Below are 26380 nucleotides of genomic sequence, written 5' to 3' on the forward strand. Positions count from 1 at the left end.
CGGGCCCTGGTTCCCGGCAGGCGGGATCATTCCTCCGGCGTCCCATAGGGATCGGCGGAGGGTTCGCTGACCCGCTCCAGGAACGCGGAGCCCCCGGCGGGATACGGCTCCCGTACCGCGAGGGCCGACCTGACCGCCTCGGCGATGATGTCATCCGCCACCCCCTGGCGCCGGAGGCTTTCGGACACCCGGGTCAGCGGGTCCTTCTCCAGCCGGGCCAGGTCCTTCCGAAGCCCCTGGCCGATGTAGGCACGGATGAGCGGCTGGTAGCCTGAAAACCCCAGGGCCGGGGCGACCGCTTTCAGGTCCTCGAGGACATCCTCCGGGAACCGGATGGAGATGCTGACCATGGGGCGGTCCTTCTGGAGGCGCTTCAGGATTTTCTCATTCATATTCGTAGGCCCTCCTTTCCGAGGGGGTGGCTGGGCGGGCGGAGATGACCCGGATGGTTTTTCTCGTGGCGGACCCGATGCACCACGAACAGCAATGCACCCTCTTCCGAATAGCCCAGGGCCGCATCCCTGGATTGCTCCCGGTCGCTGGCATCGACCCGGCGGATAAAGGGGTCGAAGAAGACTTCACTGGCCCGCTCGAAGGAAACTCCATGCTTCTTGAGGTTCAGGAGGGCCTTGCCAGCATCCCATTCAAAGGCTTGGCCATTTCGGATGAAAATTACGTCCACAGGTCAAGTGTATATACGTTGTGGCACCCGTCAAGCCCCCCTCAAACCTCCACTCCCAGCGCCCTGGCCGGCTCCACCACGAAGGGCCGCGCCTTGGCCCGGGGATGCGGCAGCTCCAGCACCAGTTCCCCTCCCAGGCCCTCCAGGCCGGGCGGCGCGGGCCAGGTCCAGCGGCCCTCGGCGCCTTCGGCCTGGATGAGGTCCAGGTCCAGGGTGCGCGGCGCGTTGCGGCCCGCGGAGCGGTTCCGGCCCGCGCGCAGCTCGGCCCGGAGCAGGGCCTCCAGGAGCGCCTGGGGGTCCAGGGCGGTGTCCACCAGGGCCACGGTGTTGAGGTAGTCGGGGCCCCTGCCGGACTCGTCGGGGGTCTCGGTCCAGAGCGGCGAGGGGGTGACCTCGCCCAGTTCGGCCAGCAGGGCCAGGCCGGCCCCGAGGTTGGCCCGGCGGTCGCCGAGGTTGGAGCCCAGGGCCACCAGCGCGCGCATGCCTAGCCCTCGATGAGGTGGGGCACGAAGGAGCTGCCGTTGTCGGTGATGGGGCCCCTGGCCTCCCGGATGCCCATGCCGGCGGGCTCGCCGTCCACGATCCAGGCGCCCAGCACGGGCTGGAAGCCGTCGAAGGCGGGAATGGGGGCCAGGGCCTGGTAGACGCTCCCCTCGGCGCCGTAGCAGTCCATGGTCTTGCCGGCGAACACCTGGCCGCCGGAATGGATCTCGACGTTGGCGCCTTCGCGGGCGAGGATGGGCTTGCGCACGTAGTTCGCCATGTCCCGGGGACCGTCCAGATACGCGGGCAGCAGGTAGGGACTGCCGGGGAAGAGCTCCCACAGGATGGCCAGGAGGGCCTTGTTGGACAGGAGCATCTTCCAGGCGGGCTCCAGGAACGTGCAGGGCCTGGGCTGGCGCGCCAGCTGGGCCCCGAAGGCGTCCTTGACCATGAACTCCCAGGGGTAGAGCTTGAAGGCGCTGCGCACGGGGCGCTCGTCCAGGTCGCAGAAGCCGCCCTTGGCCTCGTCCCAGCCGAGATCCTCCACGAGCATCTGGACGGTGGAGAGCCCGGCCTGGTCCGCGGTGTCCCGCAGGTAGGCCACGGTCTGCTGGTCCTCCAGGGTGTCCTGGTGGAGGAAGTAGAGGGTGCCCGCGGGCAGGAAGTCCTGGGCGCGCTTCCAGGCCGCGATCAGGCGCTCGTGGAGGGAATTGAACTGGTCCCTGCCGGGGAACCGCTCCTCCAGCCAGTACCACTGGGCCACGGCGGCCTCCACCAGGGAGGTGGGGGTGTCGGCGTTGTACTCCAGGAGCCTGGGGAAGCCCTGGCCGTCGCAGGCGAGGTCGAAGCGCCCGTAGAGGCCCACCTCGTCCCGGTCCCAGCTCTCCCGGATGACGGGCTCCATCCACGCGGGGATGCCGTACTCCCGGAACCGGCCCTTGTCGAGGACATGCTCGACGGCCTTCAGGCACATGGCCTGGAGCTCGGCCGCGGCCCGCTCGATGCGTTCGATCTCGGCGGCGCCGAAGGCGTAGTACGCGTCCTCGCGCCAGTAGGGGCTGCCGTCGTCGTGCGTGTGGAAGGTGACGCCGGCGGCCTCCAGCTTCGATTCCCAGTCCGGGCGCGCCTTGATCGAATGCCTCTGCATGTCAGCCTCCCGATCCGGACGCGTGGCCCGCGGCGCCGAAGCCGCCCCGGCCCACCGAGCCCGTGGCGGCCTTGCCGGAGATGGAGCCGCGGGGTCCGGCCACGAAGGCCTGCCCGGGCAGGGAACCCGCGCCGCTCACCAGGGGGGGGCGCCAGGCCGAGCCGCCCAGGAAGACCATGGACCGGCCTCCGGTGGGGGCGGCGGCGGGCGCGAACCGGGAGGCGTCCTGCGGTGCGATGGGGTGGCCCGGATCGTGGAACCGGTAGCCCGGGGGCATCGGCGCGAACATGCCGCCCCGGTACCCGTAGGCCGAGGGCCGATGGAAGAGGAAATGCCAGAGGAGGTAGTCGTCCAGCCAGGAGCGGTGGCCCCAGGAGGTGCGGTACCGGTAGTCCCGGTCCTGGTCGCGGATGCGGTCCACCTCCTCGCCGAAACCGTGGCGCTGAGCCAGCACGCGCATCCTGTCGGCGTCGGCGTAGTCCACCACCCACAGGAGCCGGCCGTTCTCGCGGGGCTGGTCGGACTCGCCCCAGTCCACGTCCCGCAGCCGCTCGGCGGTGAGCTGGGCCACGTAGGAATTGCCCTTCAGGGGATCGTGGACGTTCACGCCCACGAGGAAGAGGTTCGGGGTGAGCGGCGTGTAGGTGGAGCCCTCCACCTGCAGCTCGGGGTGGTGCTCGTCCATGAAGGCCTTCACGGCCGTGTCCACCTGGGCCTGCACCTCGGGGGTGGGCGCGGCGGTCTCGGCTTCGCGGCGCTGGCCGGCCTCCCACTCCTGGTTCTTCCGGGCCGCCTGGGCCCGGGCCTCCTTCCTGGCCTGGGTGTCGCAGGCCAGGGTCCCGGCCGTGGCGGCCAGGATCAGGACGAGGGGAGGGACCGCGCCGCGGTATCTCATGGCCGCTTCCCGTGTTCGGCCTTCACCAGGGTTCGGATGCCGCCGCGGATGAGGAAGTCCCCCTCCACCTGGAGCCACTGGGGCTCCAGCGCCGCCACCAGGTCGTCCAGGATCTGGTTGGTGACCGCCTCGTGGAAGGCCCCGCGGTCGCGGTAGCTCCAGAGGTAGAGCTTGAGGGACTTGGACTCCACGCACAGCTGGTCGGGAACGTAGGTGATGCGCAGGCGGGCGAAATCGGGCTGGCCCGTCATGGGGCACAGGCAGGTGAACTCGTCGGTCTCGAAGCGCACCTCGAAGGCCCGGCCCGGACGCGGGCTCTGGAACGTGTCGAGGGTGGTGGAGGGCTCGGTGACGCGGCGCTTGGGGAGGGTCTTGAGGGTGGGCTTGGGCAACGGATGTCCTCAGGGTCGCAGGTGGTCGGGGATGAAGGCGTAGGGGATGGGGTCGGCGACGCCGGCCTCCTTGAAGCCCCGCAGCCGGAGAAGGCAGGAATCGCAGGTGCCGCATGCGGCGCCGTCGGCCTGGTAGCAGCTCCACGTGAGGTGCAGGGGGGCGCCCAGCTTCACCCCGAGCTCCACGATCTGCGCCTTGCGCAGGTGGATGAGCGGGGCGTGGAAGGCGATGCGGGTGCCGGGTTTCGTGCCCAGGTCCGCCGCTTGCTCGAAGGCCCGAAGGAAGGCCTCGCGGCAGTCGGGGTAGCCGCTGGAGTCCTCCTCCACGAAGCCCACGTGGACGGCCCCGGCGCCGAGAACCTCGGCCCAGCTCACCGCGGTGGCCAGGAGGTGGGCGTTGCGGAAGGGGACGTAGCTCACGGGCACGCCCTCCCGGTCCAGGTCGCCCTCGGGGAGCGGAATGGACGGGTCGGTGAGGGCGCTGCCGCCGATGGCCCGCAGCCCGGCGAAGGGCACCACGAGGCGGCGGGGCGCCGCGTAGAAGTCGGCGATGGCCTCGAAGGCCCGGCGCTCTCGCGCCTCCGTGAGCTGGCCGTAGTCGGCGTGGAGCAGGGCCAGCTGGAAGCCCGCGGCCCGGGCGGCGGCGGCGGCGACGCAGGAGTCCAGTCCCCCGGACAGGGACACGACGGAAATGGGGGCAGGGGTCATCGAGGTTCCTTGAACCTACTAAGATAACCCGGCCAGCTCCTTCCGGGTCCTCCGGATCAGGTCCTCCTTCACCGGCACCAGCCACCGGAAGACGGGGTGGTGCTGGGCGGCGTGGAGGAAGCGCTCCGCCCGGGCCAGCTCGGGCCCGGGGTCCCCCCCCCGGGCCTTGAGGATCCGCGCCCGGCCGAGGATGACGTGCACCTTGCCGCTGATGGCCCGCGGATTGCCGGGGCGGATGGTCAGCACCGTGTCCAGCAGCGCCTCGGTCTCCTTCAAGACCCGGAGGGCCTCCCCGGAGGGCAGGCCGGGCTGCTCCAGCCAGCGCAGCCGCCAGTCCGCGGAGGCCAGCCAACCGGTGATATCGCTGGGGGCGATGCCCTGCGCGGCGCGGGCGGCGGCATCCGCCTGGCGGTACAGGTCCAGGGCGCCCCCGGTGTCCCCGGCCCGCTGGCGCTCCCGGCCCAGGGCGGCCAGGGCCCGGGACTCCTCCACCTTCGCCTCGTGGAACCAGCGGTTCTTCGCGAACAGCGCCCGCGCCAGCTCCAGGGCCTCGGCCCCCCGGTGCTCGAAGGTGCGCATCCGGGCGGCGCAGAGGTCCGGCGGCTCCCAGGCCGCCCCCGCCGCCTGCGCAAGGAAGGCCTGGGCGGCCTGGAGGTGGCGCGCGGCGGCCTCGGGCGCCGGGGGGAGGTCCCCCAGCTGCTCGTGCTCGGTGACCCGCAGGAAGAATTCGCTGTGGGTGCGGCACAGGGCGTAGGCCACGTCGGGGGTGCGGTACCCGTCGTTCCACGCCTCCTCCAGGACCGCCAGGGCGGGCTCCAGGTGGCGCATGCCCAGGTAGACCCGCCCCAGGGCAAGGTTGCCGGGGCCCCGGGCCTCGGGGCCCAGGTCGGCGATGTCCTTTTGGATCCGCTCCAGGTCCTCGGCCATCCGCGCCAGGAGGGGCCGCAGGTCGTGGGGAGGATAAAGGCGCGCCATGCCGAGCCGGGTTTCCAGTTCCTTGGCGTCGTGGGCGAAATGCAGGGCCAGGACCGTCCGGCGTTCCGAGGCCGCGGCCAGGCGCGAGCTCCACACCCCGAAACCCGACCCCAGCAGGAGACTGATGCCCAGGGAGGCCGCCCAGGCGGGGTGCCTGCGAAGGAGGCGCCGGCCGCGGCGCAGCCAGTCGGGCTGATGGGCCACGAGGGGTTCGCCGTCCAGATAGCGCCTGAAGTCCTCCGCCAGGGCCCCCGCGGTGGGGTAGCGGTCCTGGGGCCGCTCCTCGAGACACCGCACGAGGATGGCCCGCAGCTTGCGGGGCAGGCCGGGCCAGGACGGCTGGGAGGGGGGCTCCTGGGCCCCGGAGGCCCAGGTCCGGCCGCTCCTTCCCGAGCCCGCGCGGGCCAGGCCCAGCACCGCGCAGAGCGTGGCCCCCAGGGCGTAGACGTCCGTGGGCGGGCCGATGAGCGCGCCCTCCCCGGCCCTCTGCTCCGGGGCCATGAAGCTGGGGGTGCCCAGCACCCCGTGGGCCAGCGTCAGGCCATCCTCGGCCAGGTCCTTGGCCAGCCCGAAGTCCGCCACGTAGGGCACCCAGCCGCCCGCGGGGGACCGCTCCAGCAGGATGTTGGAGGGCTTGAGGTCCCGGTGGATGAGGTTCGCGCGGTGGGCGGAGTGCATGGCCAGGGCCACCGCGGCGAGGACCTCCACCGCCTCCCGCAGGGTCAGGCCCGGGCCCGCCTGGAAGAGGCTGGGGCCGGGCACCAGCTGCATTGCGATGAAGGGGACGTTGTCGGAGACGTCCACATCGAAGATCCGGCACACGTTGGGATGGCTCACCCGGGCCTGGAGCTGGGCCTCCTTCATGAAGCGCAGGATGGCCGCGGGGTCGGGAGCCACCAGGGTCTTGACGGCCACCTGGCGGTTCAGGAGGGTGTCCCAGGCCTCGAACACCTCGCCCATCCCGCCCCGCCCCAGGCTCGGGCCCAGGCGGTACCGGCCCAGGCGCCTGCCCTCCAGGGCCCAGGGGGGCCGGGCGAAGGGTCCAGCCTCCGGCGGACACCGGGAGATCAACTCGCCATTCATATTTTTATTATAAATTAATTCTTAAAATTCGGGGAAATATCCTTGCGTTCCGGCTGAAAAAATAATTATTCAATAACTGCCGCGAAACTGCTCCGCCCAGCTCTCCATTCCGTCGAGTTCCCTCTCCAGGGCGGTCCGGAAGTCCTCCTCGTCCCCCGAGGGGGGCACCTGGAAGGGCACGCCGTAGCGGACCCGCACCTGCGAAAAGGGTTTGGGCACCAGCATCTCGTCCCAGGTGCGCAACGTCCAGGCGGCCTGGTAGGCCACGCACACGGGCACGATCCAGGCACCGGTCTTGCGGGAAACGGCCAGGACGCCCCCCTTGACCTCCTGGCGGGGACCCCGGGGGCCGTCCACGGTGATGCCCAGGTCCCAGCCCTCCTTCACGGCCCGGATCATCCGCACGAGGGCCTGGGCCCCACGGTCCCCGGCGGTGCCTCGCACCGCATGGATGCCGAACCACTGCCAGGTGGCCGCGCTGCGCTCCCCGTCCTTGCTGTCGCTCGAGAGGATGGCCACGCCGCGGGCCTCGCCGCCGGGGGCGCTGCGGCGGAAGGGGTAGGCCTGGGGCATCATCACCAGGCGCCGGTGGTAGAAGGACAGGATCACCCGCCGGTCCCCGGCCACCAGGTCCTCGACGGGCTCGAAACCCTCCCGGGCGACGCGCAGGGTGTAGGAGAGGGTCTTCACCAGGGCAGCGGCCACGAAGGGCACGAACCGGAAGTTGACCCACACGCTGAGGGGCCCGCCCACGGGCCGGCCCCGTTCGACGATCTGGACCCCGCTCACGGCCCCTCCCCTTCCGGCCCCAGGTCCCCCGGGGCGATGGTGTAGTCCTTGCCGCAGTAGTCGCAGCGCACCTGGACGGGCTGGCCATCCTTGAACATCTCGTGGCGCTTGGCCCGGCCGAACCCGGCCAGCGCCTCCAGGAGGCTCTCCCGGGAGCAGCGGCAGCGGTAGCGCATGGCGGTGGTGTTGAGCACCTCGGTCCCCGGGCCCTGGTTGATCCAGGTGCTGAGGAACTCGGGGGTGCGCTCCCAGAAAGGCACCACGTCGAGGCCCTCCAGGGCCTGGACGAGAGCCCGGAGGCGCTCGGGCGGGCACTCCGGCAGGAGCTCCACCAGCAGGCCGCCGCTCTCCCCCGTGCCGGGGTCGCACCACAGGTGGACGCTGGCCTGGACCTGCTCGGACTGGAGAAGGTAGGCCTCGAGCTGGGCCTGGAGGGGACCCTCCACCATCTCGAGGGTTCCCACGTAGGGCGTATCGGAGCCCGTGGAGCGCGTCACCTGGAGGAGACCGGGGGCCTGGAGCCAGGCGCCCGTCGCGGGGCCCTCGTCCAGCACGCCGCGGATGTCGCCGTCCGGCCAGGAATCGGCCACCACGGCCCGGGCGCGGCCGGCGGTGCGCAGGTGGATCTGCAGCCGTTCGGAGAAGAAGTTCCGGGCCTGGAGCAGAAGCGCGCTGGCGAGCACTTCCACCAGCACGGCGCAGGCCTCGGCCTCCAGGTGCGGGTGGCCCCTGCGCACCCCGTCCCACAGCGGGCTCGCGTCCAGGGCGGAAAAGCGGATATGGCGATCGGACGTGAGGGCCCGAACAACCAGGGCGGGGTTTTCGGCTTCGCTCATCCTCCAAGTGTAGCGGCTCCCCATGGCCCCCCGGAATGTGAGAGGCTTGAGGCATGGCAACACAGAGTCGCATCGCGGTGGCACGGACCCTCCAGATCGTCTTCGGCGAGGGGGACAGGGTCCCCGACGCCTGGGACGCCGCCCTCTCCTCCGAGGACGCGGGACTGGCCAACGCCCTCCTGGGGCACTGCCTGCGGCGCTGGGGCACCCTCCAGGCCCACTGCCGGCCCCAGCTCAAGAACCCCGCCCGGGGCGTCCCCCTGGGCACCCAGGTGGCCCTGGCCATCGGCCTGGCCCAGCTGGCGTGGCTGGAGGGCGTCACGGACCACGCCGCGGTGAACGAGGCCGTGGACCTGGCCGGGGACCGGGACCTGGGCTTCCCGCCCCACCGGGGCCTCGTGAACGCCATCCTCCGCAGGGCGGGCCGGGACCGGGAGGCCCTCCGGGCCGGCCTGGACGCCATGGACCCCGCCCTCGACCGCACCCCCTTCGCCGAGCTCACCCTCAAGGCGGCGCTCTACCCCAGGGGCCAGGGCGCGGCCAGGGAGGAGCTGTGGAAGCGCCTCCAGGCCCCGCCCCGTCCCTTCTTCAGGGCCCTGGGTCCGGCCCCCGGGACCCTCCTGCCCGTCGAGGGCGTCCCCGGCGCGCTGCAGCTGGCCCCCGGCGCCTCCTTCCCCCGGGAGTGGCTCGCCTCGGGCCAGGGCATGGTGCAGGACCTCAGCTCCCAGGCCCTCCTGGCCTTCGCGTGGGACGGCGCCCCGCGCACCATCCTGGACGCCTGCGCCGCCCCCGGCGGCAAGACCACGGCCCTGGCCCGGCGCTACCCCGGGGCCGCCCTCACCGCCCTGGAGAAGAACCCGGCGCGCGCCGCGCGGCTCATGGAGAACCTCCTGGCCCGCGGGGTCAAGGCGGAGGTCGTGGTGGACGAGGCCGGCCCCTGGATGCGCCGGCCGGGATCCGCCTTCGACCTCATCCTGCTGGACGCCCCCTGCACCGGGAGCGGCACCCTCCAGAAGCACCCGGAGCTCACCTGGATCGGCCCCGCCATCGACCGCCCCCGCATGCGCGCCGTCCAGCGCGATCTCCTGGAGGCCGCGGTCTCCCGCCTCGCCCCGGGCGGCCTACTCATCTACGCCGTGTGCTCCTGGCTCTCCGAGGAGGGCCAGGACCACCGGGACTGGCTTCTCGCCCAGCCCGGCCTGGCGCCCGTGGCCGCGTGGCCCGCGGGCCTGGGCGCGGAGGAGGGCCCCACGGCCTTCTTCCGCCCCGACCCCCTGACCTGGCCCGGCGAGGGCTTCCAGGCCTTCGCCTTCACCCGAACCCTGGAGTCCTGAATGCCAGCCTGCCCCTCCTGCGGCGGAACCCGCGTCGTGGCCGTCGCCGAGCACTACGCCGCCCAGGTGCGGATCCCCGAGGCCGACCCCGAGGTCCTGGCCCCGCTGGCGCCGCCCCTGCGGCGCTCGATCTTCCACGGCACCGCCTGCATCACCTTCTTCTTCCTGGCCGCCCTCAGCCCCGGCTTCGTCAAGCCCGACCGGGCCCTCCCCGTCCTGTCGACCTTCCTGGCCCTGGGAGCCGTCACCTTCCTGACCTGGACCCGCTCCCGCAGGACCGACCGCGCCGCCATGGCCGCCTACCAGAAGCGCCGCATCTGCGAGGACTGCCGCTGGACCGGATGAAGGGCATCCGGTCCCCTGCGGTCGGCGCCTTCCGGCGCTCCCGCCCCCCTTCTGCCTCCGACCCACCGGTGCGTGCCGGCGGTCGGAGCAGCCAAGGCTGGAAGCGCTGCCTCAGTCCTTGCCCATGACGTTGGCCAGGTTGAAGATGGGCAGATACATGGCGATGACGATGAAGCCGATGATGCCGCCCAGGACGGCGATGATCAGGGGTTCCATCATGGCCGTCATGGCCGCCACGGCATTGTCCACCTCGTCCTCGTAGAAGTCGGCGACCTTGCTCAGCATGGCGTCCAGGGCGCCGGTGGCCTCGCCCACGCCCACCATCTGCACGACCATCGGCGGGAAGACCTTGGTCTCGGCCAGGGGTCCGGCGATGTTGCGGCCCTGTTCCACGGCCTCCCGGGACTTCATGATCGCGTTCTGGATCACCAGGTTTCCGGCGGTGCGGGCGGTGATGTCCATGCCCTCCAGGATGGGCACGCCCGAGCTGGTGAGGGTGCCCAGGGTGCGGCAGAAGCGGGCCACGGCGACCTTCCGGAGCAGCTCGCCGATGACGGGGATCTTCAGGATGAAGCTGTCGATCTGCAGGTGGCCCGTGGGCGTCTTGTAGTACTGCCGCAGGCCGATCCAGACCAGGGCGATGAAGATCAGCACCACGTAGAAGTAGTTGATCAGCACGTTGGAGATGGCGATGCAGATGAGGGTCGGGAAGGGCAGGCTGCTGCCCATGCCCTCATACATCTGGGAGAACACCGGGATGACCTTCACCATGATGATGGCCACCACCACGATGGCGATGATGATGACGGTGATGGGGTAGGTCATGGCCCCCTTCACCTTGGCGGTGAGCTTCACGGCCTTCTCGATGTAGCCGGAAAGGCGCTGCAGGATGATGTCCAGGATGCCGCCGGCCTCGCCCGCGCCCACCATGTTCACGTACAGGTCGTTGAAGGCCTTGGGGTGCTTGCTGAGGGCGGTCTGCAGGGTGGCGCCCTGTTCCACGTCCCTGCGCACGGCGGCGATGATCTTCTGGAAGCCCTTGTCGGCCTGCTGGGCCCCGAGGATCTCGAGGCACTGCACCAGGGGCAGGCCGGCGTCGATCATCACGCTGAACTGCCGGGTGAAGATGGCCAGTTCCTTCGCCTTGACGCCGCCCAGGGACTTGCCGCCCGCGGCGCCCTGGGGCTTGATGGAAATGACCTGGATGCCGTTGCGCTTGAGCGTGGCGGCGCCCCCGTCCCGGGTTTCGGCGACGATGACCCCTTCCTGAATCTCCCCGAGCCGATTCTTGCCTTTCCATGCATATGCGGGCATCAGAACCTCTTCAAGATTTGGGACGTGTCAGTGGGACCAGGATAAGGCCAATGTTTAGCCATGGGAAGCCATGATGTCCTTATTCTAGGTGTATTTAATATTGGGATTCCGGCCTCCCAGCACGCTGTTCGGCTGGCTCGTTGGCTTGCCCTGGTTCATGGGCACCATGTTCTGGGTGCCGACGCCCCGGTTGATGAGCTCGCGCAGCTCGTCCTGGTTGGAGGAGTAGGACATGGCCATGTCCTGCGTGATGTCGCCCTTCAGCACCAGCTCGGAGAGGCTCTGGTTGAAGGTCTGCATGCCGAACTTCAGCTGGCCGGTCTGCATGGAACTGTAGATCTGGTGGATCTTGTCCTCGCGGATCAGGTTGCGGATGGCGGGATTGGGGATCATCACCTCCAGGGCCAGGCACCGGCCCTTGCCCGACGACTTGGGGATGAGGGACTGGCAGATGACCCCTTCCAGCACCAGGGAGAGCTGGGCGCGGATCTGGGGCTGCTGGTGGGCGGGGAACACGTCGATGATGCGGTTCATGGTCTGCACGCACGAACTGGTGTGCAGGGTGCCGAACGTGAGGTGGCCGGTCTCGGCGATGGTCAGGGCGGCCTCGATGGTCTCCAGGTCGCGCAGTTCGCCCACCAGAACCACGTCGGGATCCTGGCGCAGCGCCGAGCGAAGGGCCTTCTTGAAGCTGTGCGTATCGGCGTGGATCTCGCGCTGGTTCACCAGGCAGCGCTTGTGGTGGTGCACGTATTCCACGGGATCCTCGATGGTGAGGATGTGGAGGGGCTCCACCTCGTTGATCCGGTCGATCATGGCGGCCAGGGTGGTGGACTTGCCCGAGCCGGTGACGCCGGTGACCAGGATCAGGCCGCGGGGCTTGTCGCAGAGCGTCTGGGCGATGGGGGGCAGGCCCAGCTGCTCGAAGCTGCGGATGGTCTCGGGAATGGCCCGGAACACGCCGGCGGTGGCGCCCTTCTGGTTGAAGACGTTGGCCCGGAAGCGCGACACCCCCTGCAGGCCGAAGGAGAAGTCCACCTCCAGGTCCTCCTCCAGGCGGTGCTTCTGCTGGTCGGTCATGACGCCGTAGCAGAGCCACCGGGTCTGGGAGGCCTCCAGGGGCGGCAGCTTCAGGGGGACCATGCGCCCGTCGATGCGCACCTGCGGGGCGGTGTCGGTGGTGACGTGGAGGTCGGTCCCCCCATATTCGACCATCGTCTTCAGGAGCTGCTGGAGGGGCACTACGTACTGGGCACTGGGTTCGACCATGATTGCTACCCCTTTATGGGACTAGAGGACCGTCTCGCGGACGATTTCCTCGATGGTGGTGACGCCGTCCAGGACCTTGCGGCAACCCGAACGCCTCAGGGTGATCATCCCTTCCTTCTGGGCCTGCTCCCTCAGCTCGATGGCGCTCGCCCCGGTGAGGATCATGTCCTTGAGAGTCTCGGACATCTCCAGTACTTCGTAAAGCCCCACGCGGCCCTTGTAGCCCCGGCCCCCGCAGATCTCGCAGCCGGCGCCCTTCTTCAGGATGACGCCGCGCTTGACCTCCTCCTCCGTGAAGCCCACCTTGAGCAGGGCCTCCGGGGGCGGCTGGTGCGGATCGGGCTGCTTGCAGTTGGCGCAGATGCGCCGGACCAGGCGCTGGGCGCAGATGATGTTGACGGAGGTGGCCACCAGGAACGGCTCCACGCCCATGTTCATGAGGCGGTTGATGGTGGAGGGGGCGTCGTTGGTGTGGAGGGTGGAGAGCACCAGGTGGCCCGTGAGGGAGGCCTTGATGGCGATCTCGGCCGTCTCGAAGTCCCGGATCTCGCCCACCAGGATGATGTTGGGATCCTGGCGCAGGAAGCTGCGCAGGGCCGCCGCGAAGTTCAGGCCGATCTGCTCCTTCATCTGCACCTGGTTGATGCCGGCGAAGTTGAATTCGACGGGATCCTCGGCGGTCATGATGTTCACGTCCGCGGTGTTGAGCTTGGAGATGGAGGAATAGAGGGTGTTGGTCTTGCCCGATCCGGTGGGCCCGGTCACCAGCACCATGCCGTAGGGCTTGCTGATCTGGCGGTCCCACTGCTGGAGGCTCTCGGGCTCGAAGCCCAGCTTGGTGAGGTCCAGCATGAGCTTGTCCGAGTCCAGGAGCCGCAGCACGATCTTCTCGCCGAAAAGCGTCGGAAGGATGCTCACCCGGTAGTCGATGACCTTCTGCTTGCCGCCCAGCTGCACCCGCAGCTTGATGCGGCCGTCCTGGGGCAGGCGCTTTTCCGCGATGTTGAGCTTGGCCAGGATCTTGACGCGGGAGGTGACGGGGTCCTTGAGCTTGATGCTGGGCCGCATCACCTCCTGGAGCAGGCCGTCGATGCGGAACCGGATGCGGTAGTGCTTCTCGTAGGGCTCGATGTGGATGTCGGAGGCGCCCTTGCGGATGGCGTCGATGAGCACGATGTTCACGAGCCGCACCACCGGGGCGTCCTCGGACGCCTTGCCCAGGGCCGTGGCGTTGACCTCGTCCTCCTCGTCCAGCGTCTCGTACTGGGTGGACTCGGCCATCTCCTCCTCGAGGCCCTTCAGGTCGAGGCTGGCGTCCTCGTGGTCCCCGAAGTCGTCGGAGGGCCCGCCGGCGGAGGCGCCGGCGTCCGAACCCGGCGCCCCGGCGTTGTAGACGCCGCGCCCGTCGTCCTGGCGGTCCCGCAGGCGGACGGCACTGGTGCCGCCGTAGTAGCGTTCGATCGCCCGTACCAGCCCCCGTTCCGAGGACACCACCGGGTCGATGTTGTAGCCCGTGTGGAACCGCACGTCGTCCATGGCGAAGATGTCCGTGGGATCGGACATGGCCATGGTGAGCACGTTCCCGGACCGCTGCAGGGGGAGGACCTTGTGCTTGTTGGCCAGCTCGGAGGGCACCAGGGCGATGACGGAGGGTTCGATGGGGGGCCACTGGTCCAGGTCGGCCGCCGGCACGCCGTACTGCATCCCCAGGAAGCTCACGATGTCCTGGTCCGAGCAGAATCCCAGGCGGACCACGATGCTGCCGAGCTTCCCGCCTTCGCGGCGCTGCAGCTTGATGGCGTCGTCCAGCTGAATTTCCGTTATCAGCTGAGCCTTCACAAGCATTTCACCTAGCTTGCTAGCCAATGGATCCTCCCAAGGGGGTTGATGGGCAGTGTACACCTACAATCAGGTGCTTGGGATATAGCGAGATTCAACCAACAGGCTATCCTGGGGGCATGCCCAGCGCCCAGTCCTCCGGTCAGCGCCTCGATTTGGTCCGGGAACTCATCCGGGAGAAGGGACTTTCGCGCCAGGATCTCCAGTTATTGGATGAGATACTTCGCGTCGGAGGCGGCGACGTCTTCCCGCTTTTGGAGACCGGACCCGGGGAGGCCTTCCTGGTGGGGGAGTCCCTGCACCTCGCGAAACTCCGCCGGGCCTTCGGACTTTTCCTCGCCTTCCTGAACCAGTTCTCCGAAAGGCGGCTGGGCGAGGTGCGTCCGGCCATGGGCCTGGTGCTCCAGCACAGCCTGGACACCCTGGGCGAACTGGCCTCCGCGGCGCACCGGGAGGTGCTGGACCAGAACCTGGAGCCGGACTGGGTCATCCACCTCCTGGACCTCATCGCCAGCCTTCGCACCATGGCCACCTCCCTGGGCTCGGGCGAGGGCTCCCAGCTCAAGGACCACTGGACCGCCTACCTCCAGGAGGAGCGGGACCACATCCGGAGCATCTTCGCCGTCCTGGCCGGCATGGAGGACGGCCCGGCCCTGGTGGCCAGGCTCAACCAGCAGATGAAGACCCTCAACCGGGCCCTGCAGTCCGGCTCGGGCAACCCCCTGGAGGCCATCCGGAAGATGGAGGCCCTCCTGGGCGGCGCCCTGCCCGAGTCCACCCGCCTGCGGGCCGAACCGCTCCTGCTCGTGCAGCACGTCATCAGCAGCCTGCGCATCATCCTCTTCCGCCCCCTGGACCGCGGCGTCCACTGGCCTGCGGTGGAGCACATCCGGGGCAGCCTGCAGTGGCTGTGGAACCACCTGGGCTGGAGCCTGCCCCGGGTGGAGGACCGCCTCCTGGAGAAGAGCCTCCCCGGCGACGTGCGCGCGCTGCTCAAGCAGCTGCGCGAGAGCCACCCGCCCTCCTTCCGCATCGTGGCCCGGGCCCTGGTGAGCCACCTGGCCCTCCTGAGCCTGGTGGAGGGCATGGAGCCCGCGGTGAACGCCTCCATCCCCAGGCGCTTCGCCTCGGTGCCCCACTTCTACGTCATCGAGAGCGAACTGGGCCGGCTGGCCGAGCGGGTCTTCCACCCCCGGGCGGCGGAGAACCTGCCCAAGGGCAGCGAGGAGTCCCTGCTCCTGGGCGCCTTCCTGCGCCAGGCGGTGCTGAGCCTCCTGCAGGACCAGGCCACCATCCGGGGCCTCCTGCTCCAGACCCTGACCAACGACGACGTGGACCAGCTGGCCACGACGCTCGACAACCTCAAGGCCCTCCTCCTGTCCCACCAGCGCCAGCTCATGGGCGACCTGGTGGGCCTGTTCAGCCCCGAGCTGCGCCACAAGCTCTTCCCGGACTCCCCGTCCCTCACGGAGGAGGGGGACCGGCTCCGCCAGCGCCTGCACCGCCTCTGGCAGTACATGGATCCCGCGCTCGGCCAGATCCGGCTCCACCTGGAGCTCCGGAGCTGGCCCCGCCTGGCTCTGGCCCTCTCCCAGGCCCAGGGCCAGGTGGCGAGCTTCCGCCGGAGCCCGGAGTTCCTCCTCATCCGCAGCGTCGACCGCCAGGAGTTCGAGCGGCTCACCCTGCAGTTCACCCGGACCCTGGAGGACCCGGCCGTCATCGAGACGTCGCTCGAGGAGGCCTCGGAGACCGTGGGCGAAATCCTGCGCTTCCTGGACCAGTTCCTGCTCCGCATCAACGCCCGCGTGCCCCTGATCCGCCTGGACCTCACGACCTCCCGGGAGGCGCTGCGCCTGGGGCAGGCGCTTTGCGAGACCCGCGGCGACGCCCCGGACCGCTCGAGGCTGACCCACCGCCTGATCCAGACCACCAAGCCCCTGGGCGTGCGGGATCCCCAGGCCCTCAACCTCCTCAAGCGGTGGGTGCGCGCCGAGCGCAGCGGCCGCGAGGTAAAGACGCAGCTGGACACCCTCCTCTCCCACCTGGAGCACCTTTCCTCCCGCCTCAACGCGGCCCTGAGCTGACATGACCATCGGCCTCCTCGCGATCCACCCTGCCCAGGGGCTCCCGGCCCTGGAGGAGGCCCTGGCCTCGTGGGGGCACGGCCTCTCGCCCGAGCCCGGGGACGGGACCGTGGTCATCGTCGCCGACCGCCCCGACCCCAGGTGGATCCCCCCTTCCGGTTCCGAGATCCTCTGGTGGGTGAAGGAGGCCGACCCCGAGGAGGTGAGCCTTGTGCTGAGCCTGCGCTTCGGCTGGGTGGCACGCCAGGACCAGCCCCTGGACCGGGTGCGGGAGGCCCTCCACCGCATCCGCAGCCGGGACCTGGGCAGCGACGGCTGGCTCCGGCAGATGATCCACCTGGCCACCCTGGACGAGCTGCTCAGGCCCATCCTCGCCCGGGCCATGGGCCTTTCCGCCGCCCGGGGCGGGGCCATCTGGATCCGCCAGGAGGAGAGCTTCTTCCAGCGCTGCGGGGCGGGCTTCCCCGAGGCCCCGGTGGGGTTCAGCGAGGCCGAGGCCCTGGTGGAGGCCGGGGAGGCCTTCTTCCTGTGTCCCCGCGAGAAGCTGGGCCTCCTGCGCCTGGTGGAGCCCCGGGCGCCCCAGGACACGTTCCTGGGCTGGATCACGGAGGTGGACGACCTCCTGGTGAAGGCCTGGAACCTGGAGCAGAGCCGGAACCTCTCGTACCGGGACGACCTGACCGTGGCCTACAACCGGCGCTGCCTGGAGGTGGAGCTGCCCCAGGCCATCCGGAGCGCCTCCGTGCGGGGCGAGTCCGTGGCCCTCCTCTTCCTGGATGTGGACAACCTCAAGGAGCTCAACAGCCAGTTCGGCCACCCCACCGGGAGCCGGGTGATCTCCACCGTGGCCCTGGAGGCCAAGCAGATCATCCGCAACCTGGACCGCCTCTACCGCTACGGCGGGGACGAATTCTGCATCATCATCCCCGGCTCCACCGCCCCCGTCGCCGCCAAGATCGGCGAGCGGCTCCTCAACGCCCTGGTGAGAAGCCCGCTCCAGGTGGGCAAGGTCAAGGTCGCCGTATCCATCAGCGTGGGCGTGGCCTCCTTCCCCGCCGACGCCGACGGCGCCGACCACCTGCTGGAGAAGGCCGACCGCGCCCTCCTCAAGGCCAAGGCCAGCGGCAAGGGCTGCGTCATGCTGGCCGACGAGACCCGCAACCTGGACAAGTAGCTCCCGGTCAGCCGCAGGCCATCGCCACTTCGCGCAGGAGCGATTCGGCCGAGGGGTTGCGGGCCAGGTTCCGCATCGCCTCGAAGGCCCGGGCCTGGACGGGCTCCAGGGCCATGGGGGACTCGGCCAGCTTCGTCAGGCCCGCGGCCCAGGGGCCCAGGCGCAGCCCGCGGCCCTCCCGGATCCGCCCGACGTCGCCCAGCACCAGGAGCAGGAGCTCCAGGCACTGGCTGACCTGCTCGTTCTGGCTGGCGTCCGAACTCTTGTCCGGGGCCAGCGCGGCGCCGGCGCCACTGAAGGCGGCGCCCCCGGCCACGTTGATCCAGGCGTCCACCTGGTCCGAGGCGCGCTGGAAGGCGGCCTCGTCCAGGTAGCGCAGGGTCCCGCCGGACAGGGCCGTCCAGCGCGCCCGGTGCGCCTCCTCCCAGCCCGCCCGGCGGGCCACGGCCCAGGCGTCCTCCGCCGACAGGGGCAGGAAGGGGATGCGCTCGCACCGGCTGCGGATGGTCTGGAGCATGGCCTCGGGGCGGTGGGTGACGAGCAGGAAGCAGGTTCCGGGAGGGGGTTCCTCCAGGGTCTTGAGGAGCATGTTCGCCGAGGCCCCGTTCAGGCGGTGGGCGTCCTCCACGAGGATCCAGCGGTGGCACCCCGGGGCCGGCGCGCGGTGGGCCCAGCTGATGACGCCCCCCTCGACCAGGTCGTCCTCGCGGATCGAGCCGATCTTGATGAGGCCGGCCTTCCCTTCGGGGGCGATGCGCAGCAGGTTGGGCAGCTCCACGGGCACCTCCCCCTGGAACATCCGGCACCCCTCGCACGCTCCGCAGGCGGTGCGGCGGAAGCACAGCTCGCGCTGGGCCAGCTCCATGGCCACGCGGCGCTTGCCGACCCCGTCGGGGCCGGCGAAGAGCAGCGAGCCGCCCACCTTCTCCTCCTGCACGCGGGTGAGCAGGCGTTCCCGGATGGCCCGGTGGCCCAGGATCAGGGGGTCGAACACTATTCCACCTTCAGCCCGGCGGTGCGCAGGAGGGGCGCCAGGCTTTTCCAGATGGCCTCCTCCACCGCCTCCGGTGCGTCCTGGGCGGGCACGACCACCACCCGCTGGGGCTCCTTCTGGGCGATGGCCAGGAAGCGGGAGCGCACCCGCCGGTGGAACTCCAGGTGCTCCTGGTCGAACCGGGTCTCCCGGAAGCCGCTGGCGGCCGCGTTGCGCGCCTCCACCCGGGCCAGGGAGACGACGGGATCCATGTCCAGGAGGATGGTGAGGTTGGGCTTCAGGCGCCCCAGCACCACCTCCCCGATGCGCTCGACCACGGAGTCGCTGATGCCCTGGGCCCCCTGGTAGGCGCGGGTGGAATCGTCGAAGCGGTCCAGCAGGACCAGGTGCCCCTTCTCCAGGGCGGGCAGGACATACTCGGCCAGGTGCTGGGCGCGGTCGGCATAGAACAGCAGGAGCTCGGCCTTGGAGCACCAGGCCTCCCCCGAGGCGTGGGGCTCCAGGAGGAGCTGGCGAAGCTCGCGGCACAGGGGCGTGCCCCCGGGCTCCTTGGACACGTCCACAGGGATCCCGCAGTCCGAGAGCCGCGAGGCCAGCTTGCGCAGCTGGGTGGACTTGCCCGACCCCTCGATCCCTTCCATCGTGATGAACAGCCCCGCCACGCAACCTCCCAGCGCCCCTCGGCACCCCTAGAGAATACCCGCTCGGGGGCCCGGAGGACGAATCGCCGCCCCGGCAGGCGCCACTGAAGCTGCACAATCTCCAAAAATGGGCATATCCTTTAAAAAATTGTTTCCCCCCGGAGATGACCGTGACAGAAACCATTCGGTGTCCAGGCTGCTCCACCCGCTTCACGCTCACCCCCGAACGCGTCCACGCCGGCCTGCGCCGCGCGAAGTGCTTCCGGTGCGAGACGATTTTCGACATCGCCGAGGTGGTCGGAAGGCTCCTTCCGGCCGCCGCGCCCGTGGAGGAGCCCTCCATCCCCGCCGCGCCTGTGGAGGAGCCCTCCATCTTCGCCGCGTTCGACGCGCCGCCGCCCCCCTCCCTGACCCTCGGGGACCTGGATGGCGCCGACGAGGAGATCATGGAGAAGACCCTCGTGATCAACCCGCCCCCCGGCGTGCCTGAGGTCGCCGAAGGCGATCCCACCGCCTCCGGGGGTTTCTCCTCCGCCCGGGACGCCATCTCGAAGCTCATGGGCGAGGACGCCCCCGCCGTCCATGCCTCCACCAGCGAGCGCCGCTTCCTGGGCTCCCGCAGCCCCATGGACGTGGAGGCCACCCTCAGCGCCCTGGACGTCACCCTGGGGGGGAACGCCCCGGCCGCCGCCGCCGAAGCCACCGCCTCCACCATGAAGCTCACGGCCCAGGAGATCCAGGCGGCCATGGCCTCGGTGGGCGCCCGGCCCCCCACGCCCCCGCCCATGCCGCCGCCGCCCCCCAGGGCCGAGCTGCCGCCGCCGCCCCGGCCCATGGAGGCTCCCGTCGCCCCGGGCGCCGACCTCCTGAAGATCCAGATGGAGCAGGAGACCCTGAACAACGTCACCATCGACCAGGTCACCGCCTGGATCGAGCAGGGCCGCGTCCACGAGTACCACATGGTCGCCCGCCAGTTCAGCGACCACTGGATCGAGGCGGTCAAGGTCCCCGCCCTGCGTCCCGTCTTCGATCGCAAGCGGCGGGACGGCGCCCCCTCCTCCGCCGAGGCGCCCCTGCCGGCTCCCGAGCTGGCCCCTGCCAAGAAGAGCCTCTTCGGCGGCCTCTTCGGCAGAAACTGACAAAGGAAGCCCCATGCTCTCCCTGCTCCTGCCCGTCCTGCTCGCCCTCGCCCCCCAGGAACCCGCCCCCGCCACGCCCCCCCCGGCCCAGCCCCTGAGCTTCGCCAGCTTCCGGCTCCCCTTCACCTGGAACGCCCTGATCCCCATCAAGGGCGTGGAGATCGACGGCCTGAAGGTCACCTCCATCTACTTCAACAAGCGCGAAGCCAACGTGTGGCCCCTCAAGGGGGCCGATTTCGGCACCCGCGCCAAGGTCGAGGTGACCAACACCGCTGCCAAGGACCGGACGCCCGGGTTCTCCGTCGCGGTCTTCGACGCCGAGGATCGCCTCCTGGGCGTCGCCTCCGGCGGCACCAAGATCGGCAGCGTGGGCGCCGGGACGACCGAGACCTTCGACCTGAACTTCCGGCAGGTCCTGGAGCGGCTCCCCAAGGGGGACCACTTCTACCTCAGCATCGAACTGAGGGACTAGTGTAGGCCGCCAGAAATACCTGTAACGCCAATACAGCTCGTCGCATCCAAGCGGCAGGTGAGAACTTTGGCGCAAGTGGGGCGAGTTGATCTAACTGTGGAGCAATTCAGACGCCTTGAGGAAATGGCGCGGAGCCGGACCTTGCCTGCGCGCAGCGTCCTGCGGGCCAAGATTGTTCTTCATCGAGCTTCTGGCGAGTCCTTTCGTGACATCGGCCAGGCTTTGGGCTGTGATCATCGGACTGCTTGGCAATGCCTCAAGCGATGGGAGGAAGCGGGCTTCGATGGCCTCGAGAGGGAACGCCCAGGTCGAGGCCGGAAGTCTTGGGTGATTGCTTTGAAGGGGCAAGAGGTGCTCCATAAGACGACGCAGGAACAGCCCGTCAATGCCACGCACTGGAGCCGGGCCTCCATGGCGCAGGCCACCGGGGTGAGCGAGAGCACGGTGGGACGCATTTGGCGTCAGAATGGCCTCAAGCCGCACCGCACCGTTGGTTTCAAGTTAAGCAACGATCCTCATTTCGAAGAGAAGTTGGTGGACATCGTGGCCCTGTATCTGGACCCTCCGGAGCATGCCATCGTGCTGAGCGTAGATGAGAAGAGCCAGATTCAGGCCCTGGACCGGACTCAGCCTGGCCTACCGATGAAGAAGGGTCGCTGCGGCACCATGACGCACGACTACAAGCGCAATGGAACGACCACCCTCTTTGCGGCCATGAACACGCTGGATGGTACGGTGATCTCGGCCACGATGCCACGTCATCGCCATGAGGAGTGGCTGAAGTTCCTCAAGCGGCTTGAGCGGGGTACGTCGAAGCGACTCGCTCTGCACATCATTTGCGACAACTACGCCACCCACAAACATCCGGCGGTCAAAAGCTGGTTGAAAGGCCATTCGAGGGTCCACGTTCACTTCACCCCCACCAGTTCATCGTGGTTGAACATGGTGGAGCGATTTTTCCGAGACATCACGGAGAACCGCATCCGAAGGGGTATTTTCAGATCCGTCCCGGAACTCGAAGCAGCGATCCACACCTATATCGCGAGACACAATGCCGCTCCGAAACCATTTGTTTGGACCGCGTCCGCGAACGATATCCTCGCCAAGGTGACACGAGCACGGCAGGCCCTCGCGGCCATTCGGACGGCCTCTGCCAAGGGTTGACGGCGAACCTGCCTTTTTCTTTTCCTCGGTATCCTCGGCCTCCTCGGCGCCTCGGCGATGGCTTTCTCAAGTATCAGTCGGCGCAAAGATTACATGCGCCGAAGCACCCGTCGAAAAGCCCATCGCCGAGGCGCCGAGGAGGCCGAGGATACCGAGGAAAGAATTCTGGCCTGAACGTCCCGGCGTGATTGAGCGCACTCCTGACCCGAAGGAGGAAGTCATGGGTCGGCATTGGGGCGAAGATTGGGGCGACAACTATCCCCATCGAGATATCACCGAAGCCATCATCCTCGCTGCCATCAGGGTGCAGATAGTTCTGGGGCCTGGACTCCTGGAAAATGCCTACAAGGCTTGCCTCGCCCATGAACTCAGGTTGGCCGGACACGAGGCCCTACGCGAGGTTCACCTCGACATCACCTACAAGGAATTGTGCGTCGAGAATGCCTACATCATGGATATCGTGGTGGACCACAAGGTGGTCGTCGAGGCGAAGGCCATTGCGAAGTTTTCGGAGGCCGACTTCGCCCAACTGAATAGCTGCCTCCACTTTGCAAATTTCGAAGTGGGCCTGCTGATCAATTTTCATAACTGGCCCCTCGAGGACGGGGGCATCAAGCGACTCGTCAATACCAAGCCCTGAACTGGACCCGAGGCGAAGGGGGGGGGACAAGGTGTTACCTGTTCTTCTGGCGGCCTACACTAGGAGCCCGGCCAAGTAGGCATACGTGTCCCAGACTCCCGCCGCGGTTCGTTGGCGCAGGCAAGCTGCGCCAACGAACCGGGCCGCAAGTCTGGGACACGCACGATTGCTTGGCCACCCTCCTAGATCGCCTCCTGGTCCTGGTAGTGCCTGAGGATCTCCTCGGGCGTCGCCGTGGCCGTGCCCATCTTGCCCACCACGACTCCGGCCGCGGCGTTGGCCAGCATCGCGGCCCGCTTCCAGTCCGCCCCCGAGGCGACGGCGGCGGCGAATACCGCGATGACCGTGTCGCCGGCGCCGCTGACGTCGAACACCTCCCGGGCCTCGGTGGGGATGAGCCAGGGCTCCCGGTGCAGGGCCTCGGGCGTGAAGAGGGCCATGCCCTTCTCGCTGCGGGTGACCAGGAGGCCCTTGAGCTCCAGGGACTCCACCATGGCCAGGCCCGCCGCGGCCACGTCGGCGTCGGCCTTGGCCGGCATGTGGCTGAGCTCGGTCAGCTCCTTGGTGTTGGGGGTCATGAGCGTGGCGCCCCGGTAGAGGGGGGCGTGGGCGGGCTTGGGGTCGACGATCCAGGGGATGTCCAGCCTTGCGCAGAGGAGCCGGACCCGGTCCATGACCGGAGGGTTCACGGCGCCCTTGGCGTAGTCGGAGATGATGAGCGCGCCCACGCCTTCCAGGGCCGCCTCGAGGCTGCGGCACAGGCCCTCGACGGCCGCCGGGGAGAAGGGGTCCGTCTCCTCCCGGTCGATGCGCAGCATCTGCTGCTGCTGCCCGATGACCCGGGTCTTGATGATGGTGGGGCGGGAGGGGTCCTCCACCAGCCGGTCCTGCGCGATGTCCAGGCCTGCCAGCAGTCCCCGCAGGCGCCGGCCCGCGGCGTCGTCCTGGAAGGAGCCCACCAGGACCGGATCGGCGCCCACGGCCTTGAGGTTCGCGGCGACGTTGGCGGCCCCGCCCAGCACCGCCCGCTCCCGGGACACCCGGACGATGGGCACGGGGGCCTCGGGGGAGATGCGGCTCACCTCGCCGAAGAGGTACTCGTCCAGCATCACGTCGCCCAGCACGGCCACCTTCCGGCCCCGGATCAGCCCCAGGAGGGCGCCGGCCTGTTCCCGGTCGAGTCTCATCGGGCCTCCTTCGCGGCCTTGTCCTGGAGCATGACGGGAATGCCGTCCTCCACGGGGTAGACCCGCCCGCACCGGGCGCAGGCGAGCCCCGCGGGGGTCTCGGCCAGGTCGCCGTGGCAGGCCGTATCGCCGTCCACGGCGGGGCAGCAGAGGATCTCGAGAAGGCGCGGATCAAGCATGGGGACTCTCAGCAGAGGGTGTACTTGGGACCGCCGCCGCCTTCGGGGGGCGTCCAGATGACGTTCCCCTCCGGGCACTTGATGTCGCAAGTCTTGCAATGGACACAATTGGAGAAGGCGATATCCACCCTGGACACGCGCCCGGCGGCGTCGGGATGCATCTCGTACACCTGCGCGGGGCAGAACACCGTGCAGGGGCTCCCCTTGGACGCGTAGCAGGAGACGCACACCTGGTCGCCCTTGACGATCTTGAGGTGGCCGGGCTGGTGCTCGTCGTGCATCGTGCCCGAGGCGTAGACGTCGTCCAGCTTGGAGAACGTGAGCGCGCCGTCCGTCTTCACGCCCCAGTCCAGCTGGTCGCGCTTGAGACCCTCCTTGCCGTAGTAGGCCTCCGTGGTCGCGGTGGCGTCGGCGTCGGCCTCCAGGCGCAGGGGATCCCCAGGTACCCAGCCGCCCGTGACCTGGCTCAGGGCCAGGTTGAACAGCGCCCCGGGCGTGGGCCCGCGGGCGATGATCGCGTGGAAGTTCCGGGCCCGGTAGAGCTCGGTGCCCGCCCAGGAGGCCAGGTAGGACCGGCTGTAGCGCATGAGGGAGGCCTCGCCGAAATCCCCCTCGGCCAGGGCGTCCGCGATGGTCCCGGCCGCGCACATCCCGCCCTTCATGGCCAGGTGGATGCCCTTGAGGCGCCCAGCGTTGACCATCTGGGCCGCGTCCCCGGCCAGCATCCCGCCGGCAAAGGCCAGGCGGGGCATGGAGTTCCAGCCGCCGATGGCCAGGGCCTTGCCGCCGTACTGCACCAGCCTGCCGCCGGCCAGCATCGCCTTGATGCGGGGGTGGGTCTTGAATTTCTGGAGCATCAGGTGGGCGTCGGCGAAGGGGTCCCGGGTGTCCAGGGACACCACGTAGCCCACGGCCAGCCGGTCCCCGCCCATCTTGTACACGAAGGAGCCGCCGGATTCGCCCTCGGCCTGGGGCCAGCCCGCGGAGTGCAGGACGAAGCCGTCCGGAACGCGGCCCGCGGGCAGCTCCCAGATCTCCTTGGCCCCGGTCTCGTACACCTGGGGATTGACGGCCTGGGCCTGGAGGCCCAGCGCCTCGTCGAGTTCGCGCATGAGGTGGCCCCGGGGGCCCTCGCCGAAGACCGTCACCTTGGCCCGCAGGTTGTTGCCGGGCTCGAAGGTGGGCCGGGGGGACCCGTCGGCGTTGACGCCCCGGTCCGCGGTCTGGACCCCGGCGACCCGGCCGTCCTCCCACAGCACCTTGACCCCCGCGAAGCCGGGCAGGAGCATGACGTCCACGCCGGGCACCTCGCGCTTCTCGATCTCGGCCGCCATCCAGCGCACCATCCGGCTCAGCGAGACGATGGGGAAGCCGTGGTTGGCCAGGAAGGGCGGCGGGAAGGGCGCCTTGAGGCCCCCGCGCTCGGTGAAGTACCACACCTCCTCGGACGTCACCCGCCCCTCGGCGGGGAAGCCCCGCTCCGCCCAGTCCGGGCAGAGCTCGTCCAGGGCCGCGGGATCCAGGACCGCCCCGGAGAAGGCGTGGTCCCCGATCTCGTCCCCCTTCTCGATGAGGCCGATGGTGAGCCCCGTGAGCTTGCGGGCCTCCACCAGGTCCAGCAGGCGCCATAGCCCGGCCAGGTTGGCGGGGCCGGCCCCCACGAACAGGACGTCGAATTCCAGGTCCTCCCGCGCCACGCCGGGCCGGGCAAGCTGGGTCGAGAAATCGGGCATGGGCGCTCCAAGAGATCCGGCCCAGTTTACCGCGGGCGGTGGCAGAATCTTAGGAATGGATGCGCCCCGCCCCGCCCCGCCCAGATCCCTGCATTTCGAGGCCGCCGTGGAACGCCCCCTGTCGGTGGTGTACCGCGGGGAGGACGGGACCTGGGAGGGCCACGACTACCGGGTGGAGGTGATCGCCGCCCGCGAGGGCCTGGACGGCTTCGACGTGGTGGTGGACTTCCGGGACCTGGAGGCCGCCCTGGACGCCCTCCTGGAGCCCCTGCGGGGACGCCTCCTGGGCGAACTGGGGCTCCAGGGCCCCATGGACCTGGTCCGCCTGCTGGCCGCGGAACTGGCCTTGAAGGTTCCCCCTCCCGCCCGCCTGACCGAGGTTGCCCTCACCGACGGCCAGGGACGGCGGCTGGCCTACCGGCCTTGATCTCCCCGCGGCTCCTGGCGGCTGCCCTGGCCCTGGGCCTGGCCCCCCTGGCCGTGGTGCACCCCGTGCGCATCTCCGGCAGGAGCATGGAACCGGCGCTGCGGGACGGCCAGGTGCGGGTCGCCCTGCGCGCCTGGTGCGCCGGAAGGCCCGCGGTGGGGGAGGTGTGGCTCGCCAGGGGCCCCTCCGGCACCGTCGTCAAGCGCCTGGTGGCGGGTCCCGGCATGCGGGTGGAGCTCCGCGACGGGGAGCTGTGGGTGGACGGGCAGTACGTCCCGGAACCCTACGTCGCGGTCACGGAAAGGGCCTCCGGAGGCCCCTGGGAGACGGGCCCCGGCTGGTTCCTCCTGGGCGACAACCGCCAGGAGAGCCAGGACAGCCGCGCATGGGGGGTCCTGCCGCCCGGGAGCCTCGAGGCCCGCCTGGTGCGCTGAGGCCGTCCTCCCGGCCCGCCG

At 69.7% G+C, this 26380-nt stretch carries 28 protein-coding genes; 10 read left to right on the top strand and 18 right to left on the bottom strand.

The annotated features are described in order from the left end of the window. Positions 1-26 precede the first annotated feature (26 nt). The 10 genes from RAH40_RS12560 to RAH40_RS12605 all read right to left on the bottom strand — a co-directional run bounded on the left by RAH40_RS12560 (position 27) and on the right by RAH40_RS12605 (position 7990). Positions 27-392, bottom strand: a complete 366-nt coding sequence (locus RAH40_RS12560; RefSeq protein WP_306597888.1) for a hypothetical protein — start codon at positions 390-392, stop codon at positions 27-29. Continuing rightward, positions 389-682 carry a BrnT family toxin gene (locus RAH40_RS12565; RefSeq protein ID WP_306597889.1) on the bottom strand — a complete coding sequence of 98 codons (294 nt, stop codon included), beginning with the start codon at positions 680-682 and terminating at the stop codon, positions 389-391. The genes RAH40_RS12560 and RAH40_RS12565 overlap by 4 nt, the downstream gene beginning before the upstream one ends. Before the next feature lie 41 nt (positions 683-723). After that, positions 724-1164 (bottom strand): 2-amino-4-hydroxy-6-hydroxymethyldihydropteridine diphosphokinase, encoded by a 441-nt coding sequence (folK, locus tag RAH40_RS12570; RefSeq protein ID WP_306597890.1) that lies wholly within the window; start codon positions 1162-1164, stop codon positions 724-726. A gap of 2 nt (positions 1165-1166) precedes the next feature. Further along, positions 1167-2312: a glutathionylspermidine synthase family protein gene (locus RAH40_RS12575; protein WP_306597892.1), complete on the bottom strand. Its 1146-nt coding sequence runs from the start codon at positions 2310-2312 to the stop codon at positions 1167-1169. A 1-nt stretch (position 2313) separates the two neighbouring features. Continuing rightward, positions 2314-3207, bottom strand: a complete 894-nt coding sequence (locus RAH40_RS12580; protein WP_306597893.1) for a hypothetical protein — start codon at positions 3205-3207, stop codon at positions 2314-2316. Beyond that, complete coding sequence (gene queF, locus RAH40_RS12585; RefSeq protein ID WP_306597894.1) at positions 3204-3599, bottom strand: preQ(1) synthase; 396 nt, start codon at positions 3597-3599, stop codon at positions 3204-3206. The genes RAH40_RS12580 and queF overlap by 4 nt, the downstream gene beginning before the upstream one ends. Positions 3600-3608: 9 nt before the next feature. Then, a complete protein-coding gene (gene queC / locus RAH40_RS12590) occupies positions 3609-4307 on the bottom strand; it encodes a 7-cyano-7-deazaguanine synthase QueC (protein ID WP_306597895.1) in 699 nt (232 codons plus the stop codon). An 18-nt stretch (positions 4308-4325) separates the two neighbouring features. Next, the gene (locus tag RAH40_RS12595; RefSeq protein WP_306597896.1) at positions 4326-6353 is read right to left on the bottom strand and encodes a serine/threonine-protein kinase; all 2028 of its coding nucleotides are present in this window, start codon (positions 6351-6353) and stop codon (positions 4326-4328) included. 81 nt (positions 6354-6434) lie between these two features. Continuing rightward, positions 6435-7154 carry a lysophospholipid acyltransferase family protein gene (locus RAH40_RS12600; protein ID WP_306597897.1) on the bottom strand — a complete coding sequence of 240 codons (720 nt, stop codon included), beginning with the start codon at positions 7152-7154 and terminating at the stop codon, positions 6435-6437. Beyond that, the gene (locus tag RAH40_RS12605) at positions 7151-7990 is read right to left on the bottom strand and encodes an Hsp33 family molecular chaperone HslO (RefSeq protein ID WP_306597898.1); all 840 of its coding nucleotides are present in this window, start codon (positions 7988-7990) and stop codon (positions 7151-7153) included. The genes RAH40_RS12600 and RAH40_RS12605 overlap by 4 nt, the downstream gene beginning before the upstream one ends. A gap of 53 nt (positions 7991-8043) precedes the next feature. On the opposite strand from RAH40_RS12605, the gene RAH40_RS12610 reads away from it, so the two are divergent. Both RAH40_RS12610 and RAH40_RS12615 read left to right on the top strand, forming a co-directional pair. Next, positions 8044-9324: a transcription antitermination factor NusB gene (locus RAH40_RS12610; protein ID WP_306597899.1), complete on the top strand. Its 1281-nt coding sequence runs from the start codon at positions 8044-8046 to the stop codon at positions 9322-9324. After that, on the top strand, positions 9325-9669 hold the full coding sequence (locus tag RAH40_RS12615) for a hypothetical protein (protein WP_306597900.1): 345 nt from the start codon (positions 9325-9327) through the stop codon (positions 9667-9669). It abuts the gene before it with no gap. A gap of 111 nt (positions 9670-9780) precedes the next feature. Here RAH40_RS12615 and RAH40_RS12620 read toward each other — a convergent pair whose 3' ends face one another. The 3 genes from RAH40_RS12620 to pilB all read right to left on the bottom strand — a co-directional run bounded on the left by RAH40_RS12620 (position 9781) and on the right by pilB (position 14097). Next, complete coding sequence (locus RAH40_RS12620; protein ID WP_306597901.1) at positions 9781-10983, bottom strand: type II secretion system F family protein; 1203 nt, start codon at positions 10981-10983, stop codon at positions 9781-9783. Between the two features lie 84 nt (positions 10984-11067). Next, positions 11068-12252: a type IV pilus twitching motility protein PilT gene (locus RAH40_RS12625; protein ID WP_306597902.1), complete on the bottom strand. Its 1185-nt coding sequence runs from the start codon at positions 12250-12252 to the stop codon at positions 11068-11070. 21 nt (positions 12253-12273) lie between these two features. Further along, positions 12274-14097 (bottom strand): type IV-A pilus assembly ATPase PilB, encoded by a 1824-nt coding sequence (gene pilB / locus RAH40_RS12630; protein WP_306597903.1) that lies wholly within the window; start codon positions 14095-14097, stop codon positions 12274-12276. A 203-nt stretch (positions 14098-14300) separates the two neighbouring features. Between pilB and RAH40_RS12635 the strand changes: the two genes are divergently transcribed. Together RAH40_RS12635 and RAH40_RS12640 are read left to right on the top strand one after the other, a co-directional pair. Continuing rightward, the gene (locus tag RAH40_RS12635) at positions 14301-16175 is read left to right on the top strand and encodes a hypothetical protein (protein WP_306597904.1); all 1875 of its coding nucleotides are present in this window, start codon (positions 14301-14303) and stop codon (positions 16173-16175) included. A gap of 1 nt (position 16176) precedes the next feature. Next, the gene (locus RAH40_RS12640; RefSeq protein ID WP_306597905.1) at positions 16177-17349 is read left to right on the top strand and encodes a GGDEF domain-containing protein; all 1173 of its coding nucleotides are present in this window, start codon (positions 16177-16179) and stop codon (positions 17347-17349) included. Between the two features lie 7 nt (positions 17350-17356). On the opposite strand, the gene RAH40_RS12645 is transcribed toward RAH40_RS12640, so the two are convergent. Then, positions 17357-18343: a hypothetical protein gene (locus RAH40_RS12645; protein WP_306597906.1), complete on the bottom strand. Its 987-nt coding sequence runs from the start codon at positions 18341-18343 to the stop codon at positions 17357-17359. Next, a complete protein-coding gene (tmk, locus tag RAH40_RS12650; protein WP_306597907.1) occupies positions 18343-19005 on the bottom strand; it encodes a dTMP kinase in 663 nt (220 codons plus the stop codon). The genes RAH40_RS12645 and tmk overlap by 1 nt, the downstream gene beginning before the upstream one ends. Before the next feature lie 149 nt (positions 19006-19154). Between tmk and RAH40_RS12655 the strand changes: the two genes are divergently transcribed. The 4 genes from RAH40_RS12655 (at position 19155) to RAH40_RS12670 (ending at position 22399) form a co-directional block, all read left to right on the top strand. Then, positions 19155-20123, top strand: coding sequence for a hypothetical protein (locus RAH40_RS12655; RefSeq protein WP_306597908.1), 969 nt, complete (start codon positions 19155-19157; stop codon positions 20121-20123). 13 nt (positions 20124-20136) lie between these two features. After that, positions 20137-20595 (top strand): hypothetical protein, encoded by a 459-nt coding sequence (locus RAH40_RS12660; protein WP_306597909.1) that lies wholly within the window; start codon positions 20137-20139, stop codon positions 20593-20595. Between the two features lie 123 nt (positions 20596-20718). Next, the gene (locus RAH40_RS12665) at positions 20719-21759 is read left to right on the top strand and encodes an IS630 family transposase (protein WP_306597910.1); all 1041 of its coding nucleotides are present in this window, start codon (positions 20719-20721) and stop codon (positions 21757-21759) included. 220 nt (positions 21760-21979) lie between these two features. Beyond that, positions 21980-22399, top strand: a complete 420-nt coding sequence (locus RAH40_RS12670; RefSeq protein ID WP_306597912.1) for a GxxExxY protein — start codon at positions 21980-21982, stop codon at positions 22397-22399. A 182-nt stretch (positions 22400-22581) separates the two neighbouring features. On the opposite strand, the gene rfaE1 is transcribed toward RAH40_RS12670, so the two are convergent. Genes rfaE1 through RAH40_RS12685 form a run of 3 tightly spaced genes read right to left on the bottom strand, consistent with a single transcriptional unit; the run spans position 22582 to position 25498 of the window. Further along, positions 22582-23586, bottom strand: a complete 1005-nt coding sequence (gene rfaE1 / locus RAH40_RS12675) for a D-glycero-beta-D-manno-heptose-7-phosphate kinase (RefSeq protein ID WP_306597913.1) — start codon at positions 23584-23586, stop codon at positions 22582-22584. Next, positions 23583-23765, bottom strand: a complete 183-nt coding sequence (locus RAH40_RS12680) for a Trm112 family protein (RefSeq protein WP_306597914.1) — start codon at positions 23763-23765, stop codon at positions 23583-23585. The genes rfaE1 and RAH40_RS12680 overlap by 4 nt, the downstream gene beginning before the upstream one ends. An 8-nt stretch (positions 23766-23773) precedes the next feature. Continuing rightward, on the bottom strand, positions 23774-25498 hold the full coding sequence (locus RAH40_RS12685; RefSeq protein ID WP_306597915.1) for an electron-transfer flavoprotein:ubiquinone oxidoreductase: 1725 nt from the start codon (positions 25496-25498) through the stop codon (positions 23774-23776). Between the two features lie 55 nt (positions 25499-25553). Between RAH40_RS12685 and RAH40_RS12690 the strand changes: the two genes are divergently transcribed. Continuing rightward, entirely contained in the window at positions 25554-25925 is a 372-nt protein-coding gene (locus RAH40_RS12690) for a 6-carboxytetrahydropterin synthase (RefSeq protein WP_306597916.1), read from the top strand. Continuing rightward, positions 25922-26359 carry a signal peptidase I gene (lepB, locus tag RAH40_RS12695; RefSeq protein WP_306597917.1) on the top strand — a complete coding sequence of 146 codons (438 nt, stop codon included), beginning with the start codon at positions 25922-25924 and terminating at the stop codon, positions 26357-26359. The genes RAH40_RS12690 and lepB overlap by 4 nt, the downstream gene beginning before the upstream one ends. Positions 26360-26380: the final 21 nt, after the last annotated feature.

The sequence above is a fragment of the Geothrix sp. 21YS21S-2 genome (genome assembly GCF_030846775.1).
Taxonomy (GTDB): domain Bacteria; phylum Acidobacteriota; class Holophagae; order Holophagales; family Holophagaceae; genus Mesoterricola.

Excerpts from the sequence above, each read along its gene's own strand:
- RAH40_RS12690 (WP_306597916.1), top strand. The coding sequence starts at position 25,554 with ATGGATGCGCCCCGCCCCGCCCCGCCCAGATCCCTGCATTTCGAGGCC.
- RAH40_RS12685 (WP_306597915.1), bottom strand. The coding sequence starts at position 25,498 with ATGCCCGATTTCTCGACCCAGCTTGCCCGGCCCGGCGTGGCGCGGGAG.
- RAH40_RS12625 (WP_306597902.1), bottom strand. The coding sequence starts at position 12,252 with ATGGTCGAACCCAGTGCCCAGTACGTAGTGCCCCTCCAGCAGCTCCTG.
- rfaE1 (WP_306597913.1), bottom strand. The coding sequence starts at position 23,586 with ATGAGACTCGACCGGGAACAGGCCGGCGCCCTCCTGGGGCTGATCCGG.
- folK (WP_306597890.1), bottom strand. The coding sequence starts at position 1,164 with ATGCGCGCGCTGGTGGCCCTGGGCTCCAACCTCGGCGACCGCCGGGCC.
- RAH40_RS12560 (WP_306597888.1), bottom strand. The coding sequence starts at position 392 with ATGAATGAGAAAATCCTGAAGCGCCTCCAGAAGGACCGCCCCATGGTC.
- RAH40_RS12640 (WP_306597905.1), top strand. The coding sequence starts at position 16,177 with ATGACCATCGGCCTCCTCGCGATCCACCCTGCCCAGGGGCTCCCGGCC.
- RAH40_RS12665 (WP_306597910.1), top strand. The coding sequence starts at position 20,719 with ATGGCGCGGAGCCGGACCTTGCCTGCGCGCAGCGTCCTGCGGGCCAAG.
- RAH40_RS12610 (WP_306597899.1), top strand. The coding sequence starts at position 8,044 with ATGGCAACACAGAGTCGCATCGCGGTGGCACGGACCCTCCAGATCGTC.
- RAH40_RS12660 (WP_306597909.1), top strand. The coding sequence starts at position 20,137 with ATGCTCTCCCTGCTCCTGCCCGTCCTGCTCGCCCTCGCCCCCCAGGAA.
- RAH40_RS12605 (WP_306597898.1), bottom strand. The coding sequence starts at position 7,990 with ATGAGCGAAGCCGAAAACCCCGCCCTGGTTGTTCGGGCCCTCACGTCC.
- queC (WP_306597895.1), bottom strand. The coding sequence starts at position 4,307 with ATGACCCCTGCCCCCATTTCCGTCGTGTCCCTGTCCGGGGGACTGGAC.
- RAH40_RS12580 (WP_306597893.1), bottom strand. The coding sequence starts at position 3,207 with ATGAGATACCGCGGCGCGGTCCCTCCCCTCGTCCTGATCCTGGCCGCC.
- RAH40_RS12620 (WP_306597901.1), bottom strand. The coding sequence starts at position 10,983 with ATGCCCGCATATGCATGGAAAGGCAAGAATCGGCTCGGGGAGATTCAG.
- pilB (WP_306597903.1), bottom strand. The coding sequence starts at position 14,097 with ATGCTTGTGAAGGCTCAGCTGATAACGGAAATTCAGCTGGACGACGCC.
- RAH40_RS12615 (WP_306597900.1), top strand. The coding sequence starts at position 9,325 with ATGCCAGCCTGCCCCTCCTGCGGCGGAACCCGCGTCGTGGCCGTCGCC.
- RAH40_RS12670 (WP_306597912.1), top strand. The coding sequence starts at position 21,980 with ATGGGTCGGCATTGGGGCGAAGATTGGGGCGACAACTATCCCCATCGA.
- RAH40_RS12575 (WP_306597892.1), bottom strand. The coding sequence starts at position 2,312 with ATGCAGAGGCATTCGATCAAGGCGCGCCCGGACTGGGAATCGAAGCTG.
- RAH40_RS12680 (WP_306597914.1), bottom strand. The coding sequence starts at position 23,765 with ATGCTTGATCCGCGCCTTCTCGAGATCCTCTGCTGCCCCGCCGTGGAC.